Here is a 15,864-nt window from a genome sequence, read left to right on the forward strand (position 1 = left end):
TAATTAATAAAATGGGTTTAAAGTTGTCTTTTGCCCATCTTAATTTACCCAAGGAATATCATCTAATCCTTCTTCCAATAATTCTTCATAATTATGTAAGGTTTTTTTACCAGTAGTAATTAATTTAGAATCAGAATAAGTTTCTGGAGTAAGTATAATACGATTAGTGTTTTTTTTGCCTTGAGCATAAGTCTGTCTTTTTGAACTCATCGTTATTTTATCAGCATATTGAAGATGAGTATCTTTGCTTATTTCGGGAACAAAATGATTTAAAAAAAAAGTCAAAGTTTCCTGTTTAATACATCCTCTCAACACCGCTAAAGAACCAAATTTGACTCCTAATTTTTTCTGCTCTTCAATAATTGCTTTTATATCATGATCTTCTAATAAGCCTGCTTGACGCAAATAGTATCCTATTTGTCTTTTTTTTGTTTCTTTAATCAATCTTTTGATTTCCTCTCCGAAAAAATCTGCCGTTTGTTGAGTAACCCAATTATGAAGAACTAAAATTTCCCCTAATTTTAGATGAGTATAAATACTCTGCTCCATCAACGCTACTTGAATTTGTCCTGGATGTATCAACCCTGCTTCTTCTAAAATTTCCCCTACCAACTTATCGGTTAAAGATTTTACGGAGGTCATAGCATTTATTTTTACCTCTTATAGATATTAAATACAATATTACCAAAAATAATCATAAATAATCATAAAAATTGATATATACTGAATGAAACTAAGTAACAAAACTTAATATATGGGGCTGTAGTTCAATGGACAGAACAAGCACCTCCTAAGTGCTAAATAACGGTTCGACTCCGTTCAGTCCTGTTATTTATCATAAAAAAATAGATATGAGATTCAATCTTAATTTAATCATTTCAAAAAAGATTGTCTAAACATATCAAAACTAATTATCTACAATGATTCTTATTGAAAAATTAAGGTTTCCATTCCATATCAAACTGGTATCTTTCTTTGGCTTTTCGATCGCAATACTTAACCAAAGTTTCTAGTTCTTTTGGAGAATCAACACCGATAATTTTCCCACCGATTTGATCAAATTCTTCATTGGTTGACGATCGCCAAATTTGTTGTACTTTGATTTTAATATTATTTCCTAAAATTTCATCTTCCCTAGCCTGATTCAAGATAATTTCAAATTCTGATTTTTGAGGAAAATCTCTATTCACGATCATTTGAATACCTGTAGGAGTTAAATCAAGAGTAAAACCCAAAAATTTTTCGTCAGAATCTAGTATTCTACAAACAGCCAGAATACGACGGTAGTTTCTTTGCTCATTAATTTGGCTCATAGTAAGTCACCCCTCGATATAGTATTATGCAAATTTTTCCCTATTTTTATTGTAACTCTGAGGAGTTATCTTGTTCTGAAGTTTGATTAGTTTCAGTGGGTTTAATAATCGGTTTAGAAGGGGAGGTTTCTATTTCCAAAGTTTGTTGAGATGATTCTGAGGGATTTTCAACTAAAGGTTTGATTTCAATCGGTTTTGGAGATATTGGCACAGGGGGTTGTGTAACGGAAGGAGATGGAGGTTGAACAGGAGTTACAATTGTGGTAGAAGATTGGGTTTTTTCTTTGGGAATTGATGGGGGAGAAGACGGTTTAGATAAATTAGGTGTATTGATATTACTGGGAGTGGGAGACGGTTTAGATAAATTAGGTGTATTAATATTGCTGGGAGTATTAGAAGTCTCTGGTGTGTTTACTGGCGGTGTATTTTCCACATTAGAAATAGAAAGAGAAGGACAAATTTCTGAATTATAATTAAAATTCACATAAACATGAAAGGGTTTATTGACTCCTGTTTCGTTGGCAAAACTATGACTTCTAATTTGTCTTAAAGCTTGATCATTAAACAAGGGATAGCCAGAACTTTTTATCAATTGAGTATTAATTGCATTTCCAGCAGAATTAACCGTAACTCCATAGGTAGCATTACCTTCTAATTTACCGACACAAGCGTCTTTTGGATAGATACCAGTTAAGGTTACTTGTTGAGGAGTAACACTTTGAACCTCTTTTGCCCAAGCTACATAATTTTTTCGAGCTTCTTCATCGCTAGTATTTTGACTTTGTTTTTGTAGTTTTGATATTAGAATATTATTCGGTTGAAAGGCTAGAGGTTCGTCATTTTCCCCTCGTATTTGTGGACTATAATTCACTCTACCATTAATGACATCTCTCGGGTTAACGGTGAGTTCTATGTCTGAATTGGCAAATATTTTTTCTCTCATTTGCGCTTCTTCCGGGGTAATTTGTCTTTCTTCCGTAGGATCAGCCGTAATATCTATTATATTACCATTTTGTGGAGTATTGAAGTGGTTACTAGGAGGTAACGTAGCGATCGCATTTTGATTAAGAGGTGGAGGTGGAGGTAATTCCGTAGGGGTGGAAATAGAGGGCGTCGGCAGATAAAAATTATCAGAATAATTGACGGGGGGAAGATTTTGTGGTGACGGTAGAGAAGGAGGTGCTGGTAAATTCATCAAAACACTACTATCAAAAGTAGGCATGGGAAAATCTCCAGTAGTAGGAGGGGCGGGTATATCAAAAGCAGATAAAGGTATCGGTGGTAAAGAAGTATCTGCGGATGGAAGGGTATTTAAACTATCCCAATTAAAAGAAGCAGTAGGAGGGGTTAAATTGGGCAAACGAGTTTGTTCGATCGTATTTAATTCAACGACTGGAGTGTTTCCTAAATTGTTATTGGCATTGGAACTATTAGTATCTTGCCATTGAGGAAAAATCACTGTAAAGAATATACCATGTAATGCGATCGAGGTTAACAAAGGCCAATTGATTTCTTTAAGCACTTTATTCGCATTAGCTTGTAATAACAATGTTTTAGAACTCGTAGTTGTCACCATAATCAATCTAAATTCTTTTTCTACCGTATTGTATCAACTTTATTATATTTCTTGCATTAACGGTACTTAGACAAAAATTATGCCCAAATAAACCCTAAACTAGCTTTATATAAACTAAATACTTCCACATTGTCTTTTAACCATTGAAAAAAGCGAAAAGACACAGCATTACGAAACGCTTCCAATGCCTCAGCAAAAGTATTTAACGGTTTATTCCCCCATTGTCTTCTTAAACCTCCTGTCAAACGATGCCATTGAATAAAAGTGTAGGCACAAAATACCAAGATAAAATGTCTCATTAAACTTCTTTTATTTCTCACTTGGTATTGTGATAACCCTAACCATCCCTTGATTTCACGGTAAAATACTTCTATCCAATTTCTTTGTGTATAAGTTTCTACTATCCAATTTCCACACACTTTTTCTCCTATTTCATTAGTCATTAAATAATCAATATCTGTGGAATTTTCAAAAGTATCTGCATTCATGACGATAGCTACAGTTTTTATTCCCGACAAAGCTGATAATTCAATATTTATCGTTGCTACCCAAAGAGTTTTTTCTCGATTTTTTCCTATTCTTATTTTTTCAAAACTATCTTGGGGTAATGATTTTGCTATTTCAGCTATGGTTTTTTCAGACTCGATAAAATCTTGTTTTACCAATTTTACTAATCTATTTTTAGCAATAATTCCTATATATTTTAAATTCTTTTTTTCTAGTTTGCCTAATAAATTAGTATTGTTTCCATAACCACCATCCATTAAAATTATTTGGGGACAATAATTTCGATTTAAACATTTTTCAATTAAATTAAAGGCAATGTCTGGTTTTTTCTGAAATTGTGGAGCGTCTTTTCCTTCAGGGAAATTTTCGGCTTTTTCATATAATTCAACGTCTAAAGGAAAACTTCTCACACCATCATAAATGTGAGTAGTGACTATAACATTACCATTATCAGTTTTGCCAATTTCACCAATATATTGTCTTCCCACACAGTCAGTAAAGTTTCCACTTTTACGATGACCTGAATCGTCTATAATTAAGGAGAAACATCGACTAATTTTTGTTTGACGACAGGATGCAATAATTTCTAATCTTTTATCATTTACCTCATCATAATTCCAAGTGGACTCTGTTAAGAAATGGTGTAATTTATGATAAGTAATATCAAGATTATTATGGGCAATTTGAGTTATATTTTTTCTTTGAGAATCTCCTAATAAACCGCCCAAATAATTTCTAAACTCTCGTTTTTGTGCCTTTGTTTTTAAGACTGGGTCTATTTTTTCACACCAGCGATTGAAACATGGGGGCATTGATGAAGAAGTAATTTCTTTCATTTTGACCTAAAAGCAATATGATGTAAAAATTATAGCTTAATTGTTGTTATTGTTTTGTCTAAGTACCGTTAATAACAATCGCTAGGTAATTACAATAATAATTTGTTTGTCTCATAATTATTATATAATCAGATATTAACAATTAATAAATTTTGATTCTTACCCAATAACAAAAATTTATTTGACCTTCTCAATTATCCTTTCTTTATTCTGCATTAATATCATGGCTACATTCTACGAATTAAATCCAGATAATCCACAGCAACGAGATATTGAACAAATTACACAGGCTTTAAAAAATGGAGCAATTATGCTTTATCCCACCGATACAGTTTATGCTATTGGTTGTGATATGAATGTTAAATCAGCCGTGGAAAAAGTCAGGGCGCTTAAACGTCTTTCTAATGATAAACCTTTGACTTTTCTTTGTTCTTCTTTATCTAAAATATCAGAATATGCGATCGTCAGTGATGAAGCCTATCGTATTATGAAAAGACTTATTCCCGGCCCCTATACATTCCTATTGCCCACCACAAAATTAGTGCCAAAATTAGTAATGTCACCTAAAAGAAAGACGACAGGAATAAGAGTTCCAGATCAAAATGTGTGTCAAGCATTATTACAATCCTTGGATAATCCTATTATTTCCACTTCTGCCCATATTATTGATGAAGATGGTGATTTTCCTTCTTTTAACTGGGAAAAAGCACGATTATTTGATGAGTTTGAAAAACAAGTAGATATTATTATTGATGATTATACAGATCCGGGGGTTGAAGTTTCTACTATTGTTGATTTTTCCACAGATAAACCTTCTATTGTACGTCAGGGATTGGGATGGGAAAAATTAGATAATTGGTTCAATTTCACTTAATTTTAAACCTATTTTACTAACATCTATCCCATAACCACCAATGGTTAAATAAACATTATTGGCTAATCCTCCTACTAACTGACTAAGTTTTCCTAAACGGCTACGAAATAGTCTCCCTGATGAGTATGCTGGAACTACTCCCAAGCCAGTTTCTTCCGCTATTAAGATAATATGGTGAGAATTATTTGCTAAACTCGATCGTAATTTTGTAACTTCTTTTTGCCATGTTAACTCGTCTTTTTCCAACCAGTTAGCTACCCATGTGCCTAAAGAATCGATTAAAATACAGTTATCTTCTTTAATTTGCTCGATCGAATCTGCTAAAAATAGTGGTATTTCTAAAGTATGCCAGTTTTTCGGTCTTCTTTGCTGATGTTCTAAAATTTTTTGTGTCCATTCTTCATCACTTTCGTCTTTTTGAGCAGTTGCTATATAAACTACCGGTTTTTGACTCCGAAGTGCTAGATATTCACCCCATTTACTTTTACCAGAATTTGCACCGCCAGTAATTAAAATAATCTCAAAAGCATTATTCATGATGTAAAATTATGAAGGAGTGGAAATTAACACGAAAGGTTGGACAATAATAGTATTAAATTTTTGAGTTTCATCTCCATTCCATAAACTCAATTGTTGAGTAGAGGGTTTTTGAATCAATTGCTCACTAATCCAACGTTGTACCAATTCTGTTTTATCTTCTGCGATAGCGCATCCTACCTCAATTAAGTCTAAACCTCGATCGACAATAATTAAAGCATCTCTTTGAGCATGAGGGATTAAATCTTTCCAATCCATCTGTGCTAATTGTTCTTTTAATTGGGCTTTTAAATCTGACATCCAATGAATTACGGACTAAACAAAACTTATCAATTATCCATTGTTAATCGTTAATTGTCAATTGTTAATTTTTACCAACCTTTATCAGCTTGAGAAAGAACATAAGTGGCTACATCTTCGATTTGTTCAGGCTTTAAACGTGTACCAAAAGCGGGCATAGCACCTTTACCATTAGTTACTTGATTTTTAATACTTTCTATGTCATACATCGAGTATTTTTCTAAATCAGCTTTCTGTAAAGTTTTCACTGGATTAACTACATTTTTTCCTCCCATGTGACAGGATGCACAATTAGCGGAAAATATAGCTGCCCCTTTTCCTGCATCACCAGCCAAAGCAGGATTAGCAAAGGTTAAGCTAAAAATAGTGATTAATAAAACTACTACACTAAGAATTTTTTTCATTGGGAATTTTGATACAAATATTATGGGATCATTTTGATCATCCTTAATTTGTTTTTTCTTGTCAAAAGACAACCTGTCAAAGTTTGTTACATTTCTTAATAAAGATTATCTCCTCATCATCTTTAATCACTTTTTAAACTGGGAAAAAAATATCTAAATATTCCGCTAATTTCATCCATAAACGTAGGTGATTTTTTTCTGTCAAGTTATCATTATTTACTAATAGTTTTTGATGTAAAAATTGATAATAAATTTCTTGAACTTTATCTAACCAAAGATTCAATTTTAATTGCTTACCTATTTTAATTAATTTATCTATCAGTTGAATATGAGTTTCTAGGGAATCTAATGAAGTTTCTGATAAAATTTGTTGCACACAAGATGATATTAATTTCTCAAGGGTTTTTTTACCTTTTGGTATCTCTAATTTACATCTTAAACTATCAGCTTCATTTGCGATCGCTTCTAAATCGAGAAGATAAGGTTCTAAATTATCTAAGTCAGGGGTAGTATTATTAATAGCCTCAATCACTTTGATACAACGATAAGAAATGGCAACTTCCGCTGCTACCTGCAACTCTTGGGGAATAGGGACTTCATCTCGTTGAAAAGCCAGTAAAATACTATAATTATCTCGATATACTTGAGTATAAAGCTGATCAAGACGTTTTTTTGTTGTTACCGTCAATTTTTCCATGATAGCTAGTCTTTCTTCCGCAAAAAGATGTTGTAAGTCAAAGGATTTATTACCGAATAGACGACTCATTGTTAAAATTAATTCCACCACACTAGCTTGTTTGAGGATAGCAAATAACTCCTCTTTCATCTGGGTATAAGCCAAACGACTAGAAAAGGGTTGAATACAGCAATGAAAATCCCATCCTCCTAAGTGTAAAACCGCAAAGATGAAATGACCACTTTCCCAAGTAATTTGTGAAGTTAAACGCACTTGTCCTACAGCCAACGTCAAAGAGCCAATCTGTTGTTTTTGATAGTCTAATTTTTGGGTAGAGTAACAGTAGATACTTTGCTCATCTTGATATTCATTATATAAGGAACTAAGAGCATAATGAGCAGTAACTTGTTCTAAATTTACTTGAGAAGGTAACACTGCTTGACGATAAACTCCTTCACCATTAAGATATTCTTTAACATTACTTGGTGCATTAGATAATCGATCGATAAATTCCTTTTCTAGTTGTACTCCTGCTACCTCTCCAGCTAACTCTAAAGCGTGGGAAGCATAGCGTAATATCTGTGTACCTTCGGGGCGTGATATTTCTTCAAAAAACCATCCGCAACTAGTAAACATTAATAAAGAGTGTCGTTGCATTTCTAACAATCGTAAAGCGTCAATTTGTTCACTAGGGGATAGTTGATGACTGGTGTGACGGTGTAAAAATTTTTCTACACTATTAGGATTACGATCTAAAATAACATCTATATATTCATCCCTAGCTAACCAAGGATTTTTAAAATAGTTATAACCAACATCCTCATAAACTTTAGTTAACTCATCTCGTAACCAGTTTAAAGTTTCTCGCAGAGGTTTACGCCATTTTTGATGATATTCACCTCCTCCTCCACATCCGCAGTCATCTTTCCATCTTTCGACACCGTGATAACAACTCCAAGCGGTAACGGGTTTTAATTCAACTTCCCAAGTCGGGGTAACTATCCCAAGATAATGAGCATAATTGGTGACAGTCCAACCTTTTTGGGGAAATTCTTTAGTAAAAGCATAAGCTAGACATTTTTCTGTATCTTTTTTATGATGTCCAAAAGTCTCACCATCAGTAGCAACGGATATAATTTGAGATTGACGATTATCTCCTCTTACCGCAAGGCTTAAACGGGAATAAAAATGATGACTGCTTAACAAGACATCACCAAAACCCATATCTCCAGATATAGGCCCATCATAGAAGAAAATATCAATATAATCCTTATCCTTATCATTAACATAACACCGATAAGGACGGGTTGGATCAATTTGTCCTCCTCCTACCTCTAACCATTCTTCTGAGTCTCCTATTTCTCGACATCTTTCGGCTTGGGTAGGTGCAAGAATAATAAATTTAATACCCTCTGCAATCAAAACCTCTAAGGTGGGATAATCCACGGCAGTTTCTGCTAACCACATTCCTTCTGGTTGTCTGCCAAAACGATTATAAAAGTCTGCTTTTCCCCATTTTACTTGAGTATATTTATCTCTTTCGTTGGCAAGGGGCAAGATAATATGATTATATACTTGAGCGATCGCATTTCCATGACCATTTAACCTTTGACAACTAGCTCTATCCGCTTCTATAATTTTTTGATATACTTCTCGATCGTATTTTTCTAACCATGACATGAGGGTAGCCCCCATATTAAAACTCATATATTCATAGTTATTGACAATACCGACAATATCACCATCATTGTTGAAAATACGAGCAAAGGCATTATTACGGTAACATTCATAAAAAATTCGCTCATTCCAATCATGAAAAGGATGGGCGCTTGGTTGCCTTTCGATAATATTGAGATAGGGGTTTTCTCTAGGAGGTTGATAAAAATGTCCATGCACCGTGACATAAATACCTTTAGCTTGAGATAAGGGAGAAATCTCACTATCTAATGATTGATGAAGATTATCGGCGGAGGCTATATTGATTGTCATAGCAGAAAAAAGATAACGGTTTTAACTACCATTTAACCTTAATTATTCCCCTCATCGATCGATTATGGTGATAATTTGATAATGGAAGATTTTTTATAATTAATTTTTTAATCACCAAAAATCATAGTTTAAATCAGCAATGCCGGAATTAACAACTAACTATCAACTATTCACGGTAGGCAACTCTTAATTTAGCCGATCGAGATCTCCCATTTGCCCTTTGTTCTTCTATACTAGGAATAATTGGTTTTTTAGTGATAATTTTGAGAAGAGGATGATCTCGAAATTGATTTTTGACGATACGATCTTCTAAACTATGAAAACTAATGACAGCAATTCTACCTTCTGGTTTAAGCCAATTTGGTGCCACTTGCAGAAATTTCTCTAAAGAGGTTAATTCTTCATTTACTTTAATTCTTAATGCTTGAAAAGTACGAGTTGCAGGATGTATTTTGCCATGACAATACTTCCCCGGTACACAAGAAGCAATAACATTAGCTAACTCAAGAGTCGTTGAAAAAGGACGTTTTTCCACAATAGTTTTAGCAATACGACGAGATAACCTTTCCTCTCCATAAAGATAAATTAAATCAGCTAATTGTTTTTCCTGCCAACGGTTAACAATGTCTTTTGCCATAAGAGATTGACTGGTATCCATCCGCATATCTAAATCTCCATCATGACGAAAACTGAAACCCCTTTCTCCTTGATCTAATTGGGGGGAACTTACTCCCAAATCCGCTATAATACCATCAAACTTTATATTTATAGGCTGATAGTCTGCAAAATTTCCTCGCCAAAAAATAATTCTTTCTCCATAGTCTTTTAACTTTTCTTGAGCAAAATTTATCGCTTGAATATCTCGATCGATCGAAGTTACTTTTACTGTATCATTATGGGATAAAATTAGATGGGTATGTCCTCCACCGCCTAAAGTTGCATCTAAATAATGTCCACTTTTCACTATATTTAGAGAGTCGATAATTTCTTGAGGAAAAACTGATTCATGAATAAATTTTGTTTCTTTTTCTGACATAAATTATTTAAAATAAATTTTTTCTATTTATTATCTTTATCTTTCTTTTTCTCGCAAAGATGCAAAAGTACAAAGAGACAAAGATATTATTTCTTTTCACTATCTGATGGGAAATTATAGCATTCTATCTAGGTAGTAACATTATATTTTCTTGTCAAAGTTAAAATTTAGTTCAAAATTCACACAAATAATTTACTACTACTAGATAAAATAACATATTAATATTATTTTTTAGTGAAAAATGACAAGAGTTTTAGTCTGGTTTCGTAATGATTTAAGGATTCATGATCAAGCAATTTTAACTGAAGCCCTTGCCCATAATCCTGATATAATTATCCCAGTTTATTGTTTTGACGATCGACATTTTCAAACCACAAGTTTTGGTTTTCCAAAAACAGGACAATTTAGAGCAAAGTTTTTAATGGAAGCTGTTACGGATTTAAGAAATTCTTTACAAAAAATAGGTAGTAACTTAATCATCAGAAAAGGTTTACCTGAAAAAATTATCTCAGACATTGCGGTTAATTATCAAGTTGATTTAGTCTGTTTTTCTGAAGAAGCAACCGCCGAAGAAATTAAAGTAGAAAAAAGGTTAAAGAAAAAATTAAACAAAGCAAATATCAAAATAAAATCTGTTTGGCAATCAACTCTATATCATCCATCAGAATTACCTTACAAAATAACAAATATTCCCGATTTATTTACGAACTTTAGAAAACAAGTTGAAAAGGAAAGTAAAGTTTACTCCTGTTTACAAATGCCTCAAAAATTATCACCTATTCCTGATATAAAAATTGGCAATATTCCCCATTTACAAGAGTTAGGTTTAAAAGATTATCAATCTAATGCTAAATCCGTGTTAAATTTTATAGGTGGAGAAACAGAAGGTATTAAAAGATTAAATCATTATTTTTGGCAAAAAGACTGTTTAAAAGATTATAAAAAAACTCGTAACGGAATGTTAGGAAGTGACTATTCTTCTAAATTTTCTCCTTGGTTAGCATTAGGTTGTCTTTCCCCTCGTTATATCTATCAACAAGTAACAAAATATGAGAGAGAAAGGATTAAAAATGACTCTACTTATTGGCTAATTTTTGAATTATTATGGCGAGATTTTTTCCGTTTCATCGCTATTAAATATGGTAATCAAATTTTTTATCAATCTGGTTTACAAAATATCTCCCTCCCTTGGCAAGAAAATTGGTCAATATTTGAAACATGGTGCGAGGGACAAACAGGCTATCCATTGATTGATGCTAACATGAGAGAATTAAAATCAACGGGCTTCATGTCAAATAGAGGAAGGCAAAATGTAGCTAGTTTTTTAACCAAAAACTTAGGCATAAATTGGCAAATGGGTGCCGAGTGGTTTGAGTCTTTATTAATAGATTATGATGTGTGTAGCAACTGGGGCAATTGGAATTATACAGCAGGTATTGGTAATGATGCTAGGGGGTTTCGTTATTTCAACATCCCAAAACAGTCGAAGGATTATGATTATCAAGGAGATTATTTGCGTCACTGGTTGCCAGAAATTTCAGTTATTCGAGGGGAGAAAATTCATGAGCCTTGGAAATTATCATCACAAGAACAGAAACAGTTTAATATACAGTTAGGAGTTAATTATCCCCGTCCGATGGTAGATTTTTTTAAGTCTATCAAACATAATGAACAAATTTACCTCAGTCATAGTTAATGAGTACGGTTTTAATTGTAGAAGATGATCCTATCAATCTGAAGGTTTTCGCTAAAATTCTCTCGAAAAGAGGAGGATTTCAAGTTAAAGGTACAGAAAATGTTGAGGAAGTAATTGCGATCGCAAAATCAGGAGAGGCTAAAGTAATTTTAATGGATGTTTCTTTAGCTAATAGTTATTATCAAGGACAAGCAGTTGATGGGATCAAAATTACTCAAATTCTTAAAGCCGATGATGAAACTAAACATATACCTATTATTCTTGTAACTGCTCATGCTATGCAAGGAGATAAAGAGAATTTTTTGACAGAAAGTGGTGCAAATGGTTATATTTCTAAGCCTGTAGTTGATCATCAAGGTTTTATAGATACAGTCAAAGAAATAATGAGTAATGAGTAGTATATTAAAATTCATACTAAATTGTGAAGGATTGATTTTAAATCTAATGTTGAAAGAAGTCTCACCGTGTATTTTTAATACTTGAGATAATTTGTTAACCCCCTAACTCTTAACTTCTAACCCCTAATTATTCATGGATTTTTTATTTTTATCAAAATTATTACCACTTTTTTTCTATCCTTTAGGATTGATATTTTTACTATTAATTATTAGCTTAATTTTGTGGTGGAAATATCCCCGTTGGCTACCTATTCCTGTCATTTTTGCTTGTTTGATTTTATTTATCGGTAGCAATGTTTGGGTAAGTAATTTACTGGTTAAATCTTTGGAATGGCAATATATTTCCCCCCCTGATAAATTACCTAATGTAGATGCGATCGTAGTATTAGGCGGTGGTATAAAACCTCGTATTTATCCTCGTGCCATGATTGATGTAGCAGATGGAGGCGATCGAGTGATTTATTCGGCTAAACTATATAAAATGGGCAAATCTCCTCTAATTATTCCTACTGGTGGGAGAATTTCTTGGGGTGGAGGAGAAAATTTACCATCAGAAGCTGATGATATGACGGAATTATTGTTACTTTTAGGTGTGCCAGAATCGGCAATAATCAAAGAAGGTAACTCTTTTAATACCTACGATAACGCCGTTAACACCCGTCAAATCTTACAAAAATTAAAGATTAATAGAGTTTTACTCGTTACTTCTGCATTACATATGCCTCGATCTGTGAAAATTTTTGAAAAACAAAATATTGAAGTCATTCCAGCACCTACAGATTATCTTGTCACCAAAAAAGACTTTCAAGAAGATACGAAAGAAAGTAAATGGCAAGATACCCTGCTTAATTTTTTTCCTGATTCCAACTCTTTAAATAACACTACTCTAGCTATAAAAGAATATATCGGTATGGTAGTTTATAAACTCAAAGGATGGTTGTAATGGGGTAAGTTTTATATAACAGAATCAATAATAAGTATTATCAACTGTAAACTCTCAATTGTCAGACATCTTCGATAATTAATTAGCCACAATGGTACAAGTTGGCATAAACTAATCTAAGAAAGTTTAGTTTACTAAAAGAATATATTTTCAGGAGATTAAAAAAAATGTCAATATTGTTCCAATTATTGTTAACCGTCTTAGTGTTTTTCTCTTTTGTTATGATCGTATATGTTCCTGTTGCTTATGCTTCTCCCCAAAATTGGGAGCAGTCCAAATCTTTACTCTATTTAGGTTCTGGATTATGGCTTATTTTAGTAGTAGCAGTAGCAGTATTAAATTTTTTCGTAGTTTAAAAAACTTTTTGTTAATAAATATTAAGACTCTAATTTGAAATTTATCTGGGTGGGCAAAAGTTAATCAAAGATAATAAGTATTTTTGCTCACCAAATCATTAAAAAATATTTACTGGAATACATGGCAGTTTTTGAAGGAAATTTTAATCAAGATATATCTAGTCTGCGTTTTGCTTTAGTTATTGGGCGTTTCAATGATTTAATCACCAATAAACTATTAGCGGGTTGTCAAGATTGTTTGAAAAGACACGGTATCGATATTAATCCCGACGGTAGTCAAGTTGATTATGCGTGGGTGCCCGGTAGCTTTGAAGTGCCATTAGTAGCCCGTAAATTAGCTTTAACAGGGCGTTATGATGCCATTATCTGTTTGGGTGCTGTTATTAAAGGTGATACTCCTCATTTCGATTATGTGTGTAATGAAGCGTCCAAGGGGATTGCTTCGGTTGGGTTACAAACAGGTGTCCCGATCGTATTTGGTATTTTAACAACGGATACTATGCAACAAGCCTTAGAAAGAGCAGGAATTAAAAGTAATCACGGTTGGGGTTATGCTATGAATGCGATCGAAATGGCTACTTTAATGAAAAATATTCACTAGGAGTAACAAAATATTGACGTTTAGAATAAGAAACATTTAACATTACCGATTGATTTCCTAGAGACAAAAGTTTGATCTTTGAATGTTGTTGATTCGGTGTTTTAAGTAAATAATGTTTTTTTGCGTTAAACTATATGAAGAACTTTGCAGATACTAAGTTAATCAGATGCCTTTTAAACCAAGTTATTTTAAAGCTGATTTATTTAAAATTCTCTCTAATCCCGTAAGAATCCAAATTCTGGATACTCTACGTCAGGGGGAAAACAGCGTTAATGATATTGCTCAATGGTTAGAGATAGAATCGTCTTCCGTATCCCAACAGTTAGCTATCTTGCGACGGTATCACCTAGTTAAAAGTCGCCGACAAGGTAATTATATTTTTTACTCTATAAATGAACCTGCAATTTTTAAAGTGTTAGACTCTGCTAAAGAGGTTTTTAATAATCATTTAGTAGAAATTAAAGATGCTTTGGAAAAATTTGACTAGGAAATAATGGTTTTTTAATCCCTCTAAAATAAAAAATAGCTTATGTCTTTACGTCATCAATTTCGCACTATTCATCGTAAAATTGCTCCCATTGTTTTTATTCCTTTAATTCTCATCGCTTTTACTGGAATTAGTTTTTATATTTTTACTAATTGGTTCGGTTTTTCAGAAGAAAAAGGGGAGATTTTCTTAGTAATTCATCAAGGAGAATTTTTAGGAGATCAGTTAAAGCCAATTTATGTCGTTTTGGCAGGTTTAGGATTACTAGGAATGATTGTTACTGGTTTAGTTATTCATCCTTTATTTAAAGATAAATCTCTCGCTAAAATCACTCAAAATTTTAATCAAAGAAAATTCCACATTCTAGGCTCGATCATCCTTTTTTTCCCTTTAACAATTAGTGTTATTACAGGGGTTAGTTATCGAGTAGCCAGAAGTTATTTTAACTTACCAAAAGAACAAGCTGAGATATTTTTAGAGATTCATCAAGGAGAATACTTAGGCTCATTTTTACAAAGTATTTATATTATTCTAGTGGGAATAGGCTTAATTTCTTTACTGATTACTGGTATTAAAATGACTTCTATTTTTCGTCCACGTCGTCAACTAACTAACAATAATAAATAATTATAATTAGATTAAATTTCAATGATAGACATTAAAATTTTTTCGTCTTGATCTTTTTTTTTTTCTACGATCGACCTTAGTAATTTTACTATAATCTATATTGTAAATCTTTTAAAAGAATAAAATGATTATTGAAATTTTTGCTAATGGTCAAATATTTGATTTTTCTAAAATTTATTACTATGATTATTTACTAAAATATATTTTAAATTTTAATAGTAATTTAAGAATTATCCTAGAGTTTCGATCGATAATTAGTATTATGTTTTTATATCATCAGATCGAGATTTATGTTCAAAAATTTAGTAATAAATTAATTGAAAGTTTTGAAAAAAAACATAATCAACATTTAATCAGGACTTTTAGAGCAATAAAACAAAGTTATTCTATTTAGAAATCAAACTTTATTTTGCACATCTTGACGGTAAATTAGATAATATTTCTGTTGATATTTTATGAATTATAGCTTTGACAATTTTATCCACTGATACTTTTTCTTGAAAATATTTTTAATTCTTTAATAAACAATATTTTGTATTTCTAAATCGTCAATAATTCCTATTACGAATCCTAAATAATATAAATTTTTAATGTCAATTTCTTCTTTTTTCTTTTTTTGCCACAATTTCAATAATTTTATTATCTCTTTTATCGTTCTGTAAATATTGAGTATATATACTCAATAAGTGTATAATTTTTCCGTATTGA

General features: G+C 32.2%; 17 protein-coding genes and 1 tRNA gene. 9 read left to right on the forward strand and 9 right to left on the reverse strand.

The features are described 5' to 3' along the window. Positions 1-39: 39 nt before the first annotated feature. Positions 40-642 carry a hypothetical protein gene (locus GM3709_RS05010; RefSeq protein ID WP_066116855.1) on the reverse strand — a complete coding sequence of 201 codons (603 nt, stop codon included), beginning with the start codon at positions 640-642 and terminating at the stop codon, positions 40-42. Between the two features lie 114 nt (positions 643-756). Between GM3709_RS05010 and GM3709_RS05015 the strand changes: the two genes are divergently transcribed. Beyond that, positions 757-828 (forward strand) — tRNA-Arg (locus GM3709_RS05015). A gap of 110 nt (positions 829-938) precedes the next feature. Here GM3709_RS05015 and GM3709_RS05020 read toward each other — a convergent pair. From GM3709_RS05020 to GM3709_RS05030, 3 genes are all read right to left on the reverse strand, one after another. Further along, positions 939-1,313 (reverse strand): PilZ domain-containing protein, encoded by a 375-nt coding sequence (locus GM3709_RS05020; RefSeq protein ID WP_066116857.1) that lies wholly within the window; start codon positions 1,311-1,313, stop codon positions 939-941. Between the two features lie 46 nt (positions 1,314-1,359). Beyond that, on the reverse strand, positions 1,360-2,889 hold the full coding sequence (locus GM3709_RS05025) for a TonB family protein (protein ID WP_066116859.1): 1,530 nt from the start codon (positions 2,887-2,889) through the stop codon (positions 1,360-1,362). A 77-nt stretch (positions 2,890-2,966) separates the two neighbouring features. Then, positions 2,967-4,232, reverse strand: a complete 1,266-nt coding sequence (locus tag GM3709_RS05030; RefSeq protein ID WP_066115324.1) for an IS701 family transposase — start codon at positions 4,230-4,232, stop codon at positions 2,967-2,969. A 223-nt stretch (positions 4,233-4,455) separates the two neighbouring features. Between GM3709_RS05030 and GM3709_RS05035 the strand changes: the two genes are divergently transcribed. Next, entirely contained in the window at positions 4,456-5,106 is a 651-nt protein-coding gene (locus GM3709_RS05035; protein WP_066116860.1) for an L-threonylcarbamoyladenylate synthase, read from the forward strand. Here GM3709_RS05035 and cobU read toward each other — a convergent pair. The 5 genes from cobU to rsmH form a co-directional block, all read right to left on the reverse strand. Beyond that, positions 5,080-5,643 (reverse strand): bifunctional adenosylcobinamide kinase/adenosylcobinamide-phosphate guanylyltransferase, encoded by a 564-nt coding sequence (gene cobU / locus GM3709_RS05040; RefSeq protein WP_066116861.1) that lies wholly within the window; start codon positions 5,641-5,643, stop codon positions 5,080-5,082. The two genes, GM3709_RS05035 and cobU, sit on opposite strands and share 27 nt — an antisense overlap. A 9-nt stretch (positions 5,644-5,652) precedes the next feature. After that, complete coding sequence (locus tag GM3709_RS05045) at positions 5,653-5,943, reverse strand: DUF2288 domain-containing protein (RefSeq protein ID WP_066116864.1); 291 nt, start codon at positions 5,941-5,943, stop codon at positions 5,653-5,655. Positions 5,944-6,014: 71 nt separating this feature from the next. Then, positions 6,015-6,347 (reverse strand): cytochrome c6 PetJ, encoded by a 333-nt coding sequence (petJ, locus tag GM3709_RS05050; RefSeq protein ID WP_066116866.1) that lies wholly within the window; start codon positions 6,345-6,347, stop codon positions 6,015-6,017. 133 nt (positions 6,348-6,480) lie between these two features. Then, positions 6,481-9,012: a DUF3536 domain-containing protein gene (locus tag GM3709_RS05055; protein WP_066116868.1), complete on the reverse strand. Its 2,532-nt coding sequence runs from the start codon at positions 9,010-9,012 to the stop codon at positions 6,481-6,483. 166 nt (positions 9,013-9,178) lie between these two features. Next, positions 9,179-10,048 (reverse strand): 16S rRNA (cytosine(1402)-N(4))-methyltransferase RsmH, encoded by an 870-nt coding sequence (gene rsmH, locus GM3709_RS05060; protein WP_066116870.1) that lies wholly within the window; start codon positions 10,046-10,048, stop codon positions 9,179-9,181. Between the two features lie 241 nt (positions 10,049-10,289). On the opposite strand from rsmH, the gene GM3709_RS05065 reads away from it, so the two are divergent. The 7 genes from GM3709_RS05065 to GM3709_RS05095 all read left to right on the forward strand — a co-directional run bounded on the left by GM3709_RS05065 (position 10,290) and on the right by GM3709_RS05095 (position 15,156). Next, positions 10,290-11,744, forward strand: coding sequence for a DASH family cryptochrome (locus GM3709_RS05065; protein ID WP_066116872.1), 1,455 nt, complete (start codon positions 10,290-10,292; stop codon positions 11,742-11,744). Further along, entirely contained in the window at positions 11,744-12,142 is a 399-nt protein-coding gene (locus GM3709_RS05070) for a response regulator (protein ID WP_066116874.1), read from the forward strand. Before GM3709_RS05065 ends, GM3709_RS05070 begins: the two co-directional genes overlap by 1 nt. A 133-nt stretch (positions 12,143-12,275) precedes the next feature. After that, entirely contained in the window at positions 12,276-13,085 is an 810-nt protein-coding gene (locus GM3709_RS05075) for a YdcF family protein (RefSeq protein ID WP_066116876.1), read from the forward strand. A gap of 167 nt (positions 13,086-13,252) precedes the next feature. Continuing rightward, positions 13,253-13,441, forward strand: coding sequence for a photosystem II reaction center protein PsbZ (gene psbZ, locus GM3709_RS05080; protein ID WP_066116878.1), 189 nt, complete (start codon positions 13,253-13,255; stop codon positions 13,439-13,441). A gap of 121 nt (positions 13,442-13,562) precedes the next feature. Then, entirely contained in the window at positions 13,563-14,042 is a 480-nt protein-coding gene (gene ribH, locus GM3709_RS05085; RefSeq protein WP_066116880.1) for a 6,7-dimethyl-8-ribityllumazine synthase, read from the forward strand. Between the two features lie 166 nt (positions 14,043-14,208). Next, positions 14,209-14,529 carry a helix-turn-helix transcriptional regulator gene (locus tag GM3709_RS05090; protein WP_066116882.1) on the forward strand — a complete coding sequence of 107 codons (321 nt, stop codon included), beginning with the start codon at positions 14,209-14,211 and terminating at the stop codon, positions 14,527-14,529. Between the two features lie 42 nt (positions 14,530-14,571). Continuing rightward, positions 14,572-15,156 (forward strand): PepSY domain-containing protein, encoded by a 585-nt coding sequence (locus GM3709_RS05095; protein ID WP_066116884.1) that lies wholly within the window; start codon positions 14,572-14,574, stop codon positions 15,154-15,156. The last annotated feature ends 708 nt before the right edge of the window (positions 15,157-15,864 follow it).

The organism is Geminocystis sp. NIES-3709 (assembly GCF_001548115.1).
Taxonomy (GTDB): Bacteria; Cyanobacteriota; Cyanobacteriia; order Cyanobacteriales; family Cyanobacteriaceae; genus Geminocystis.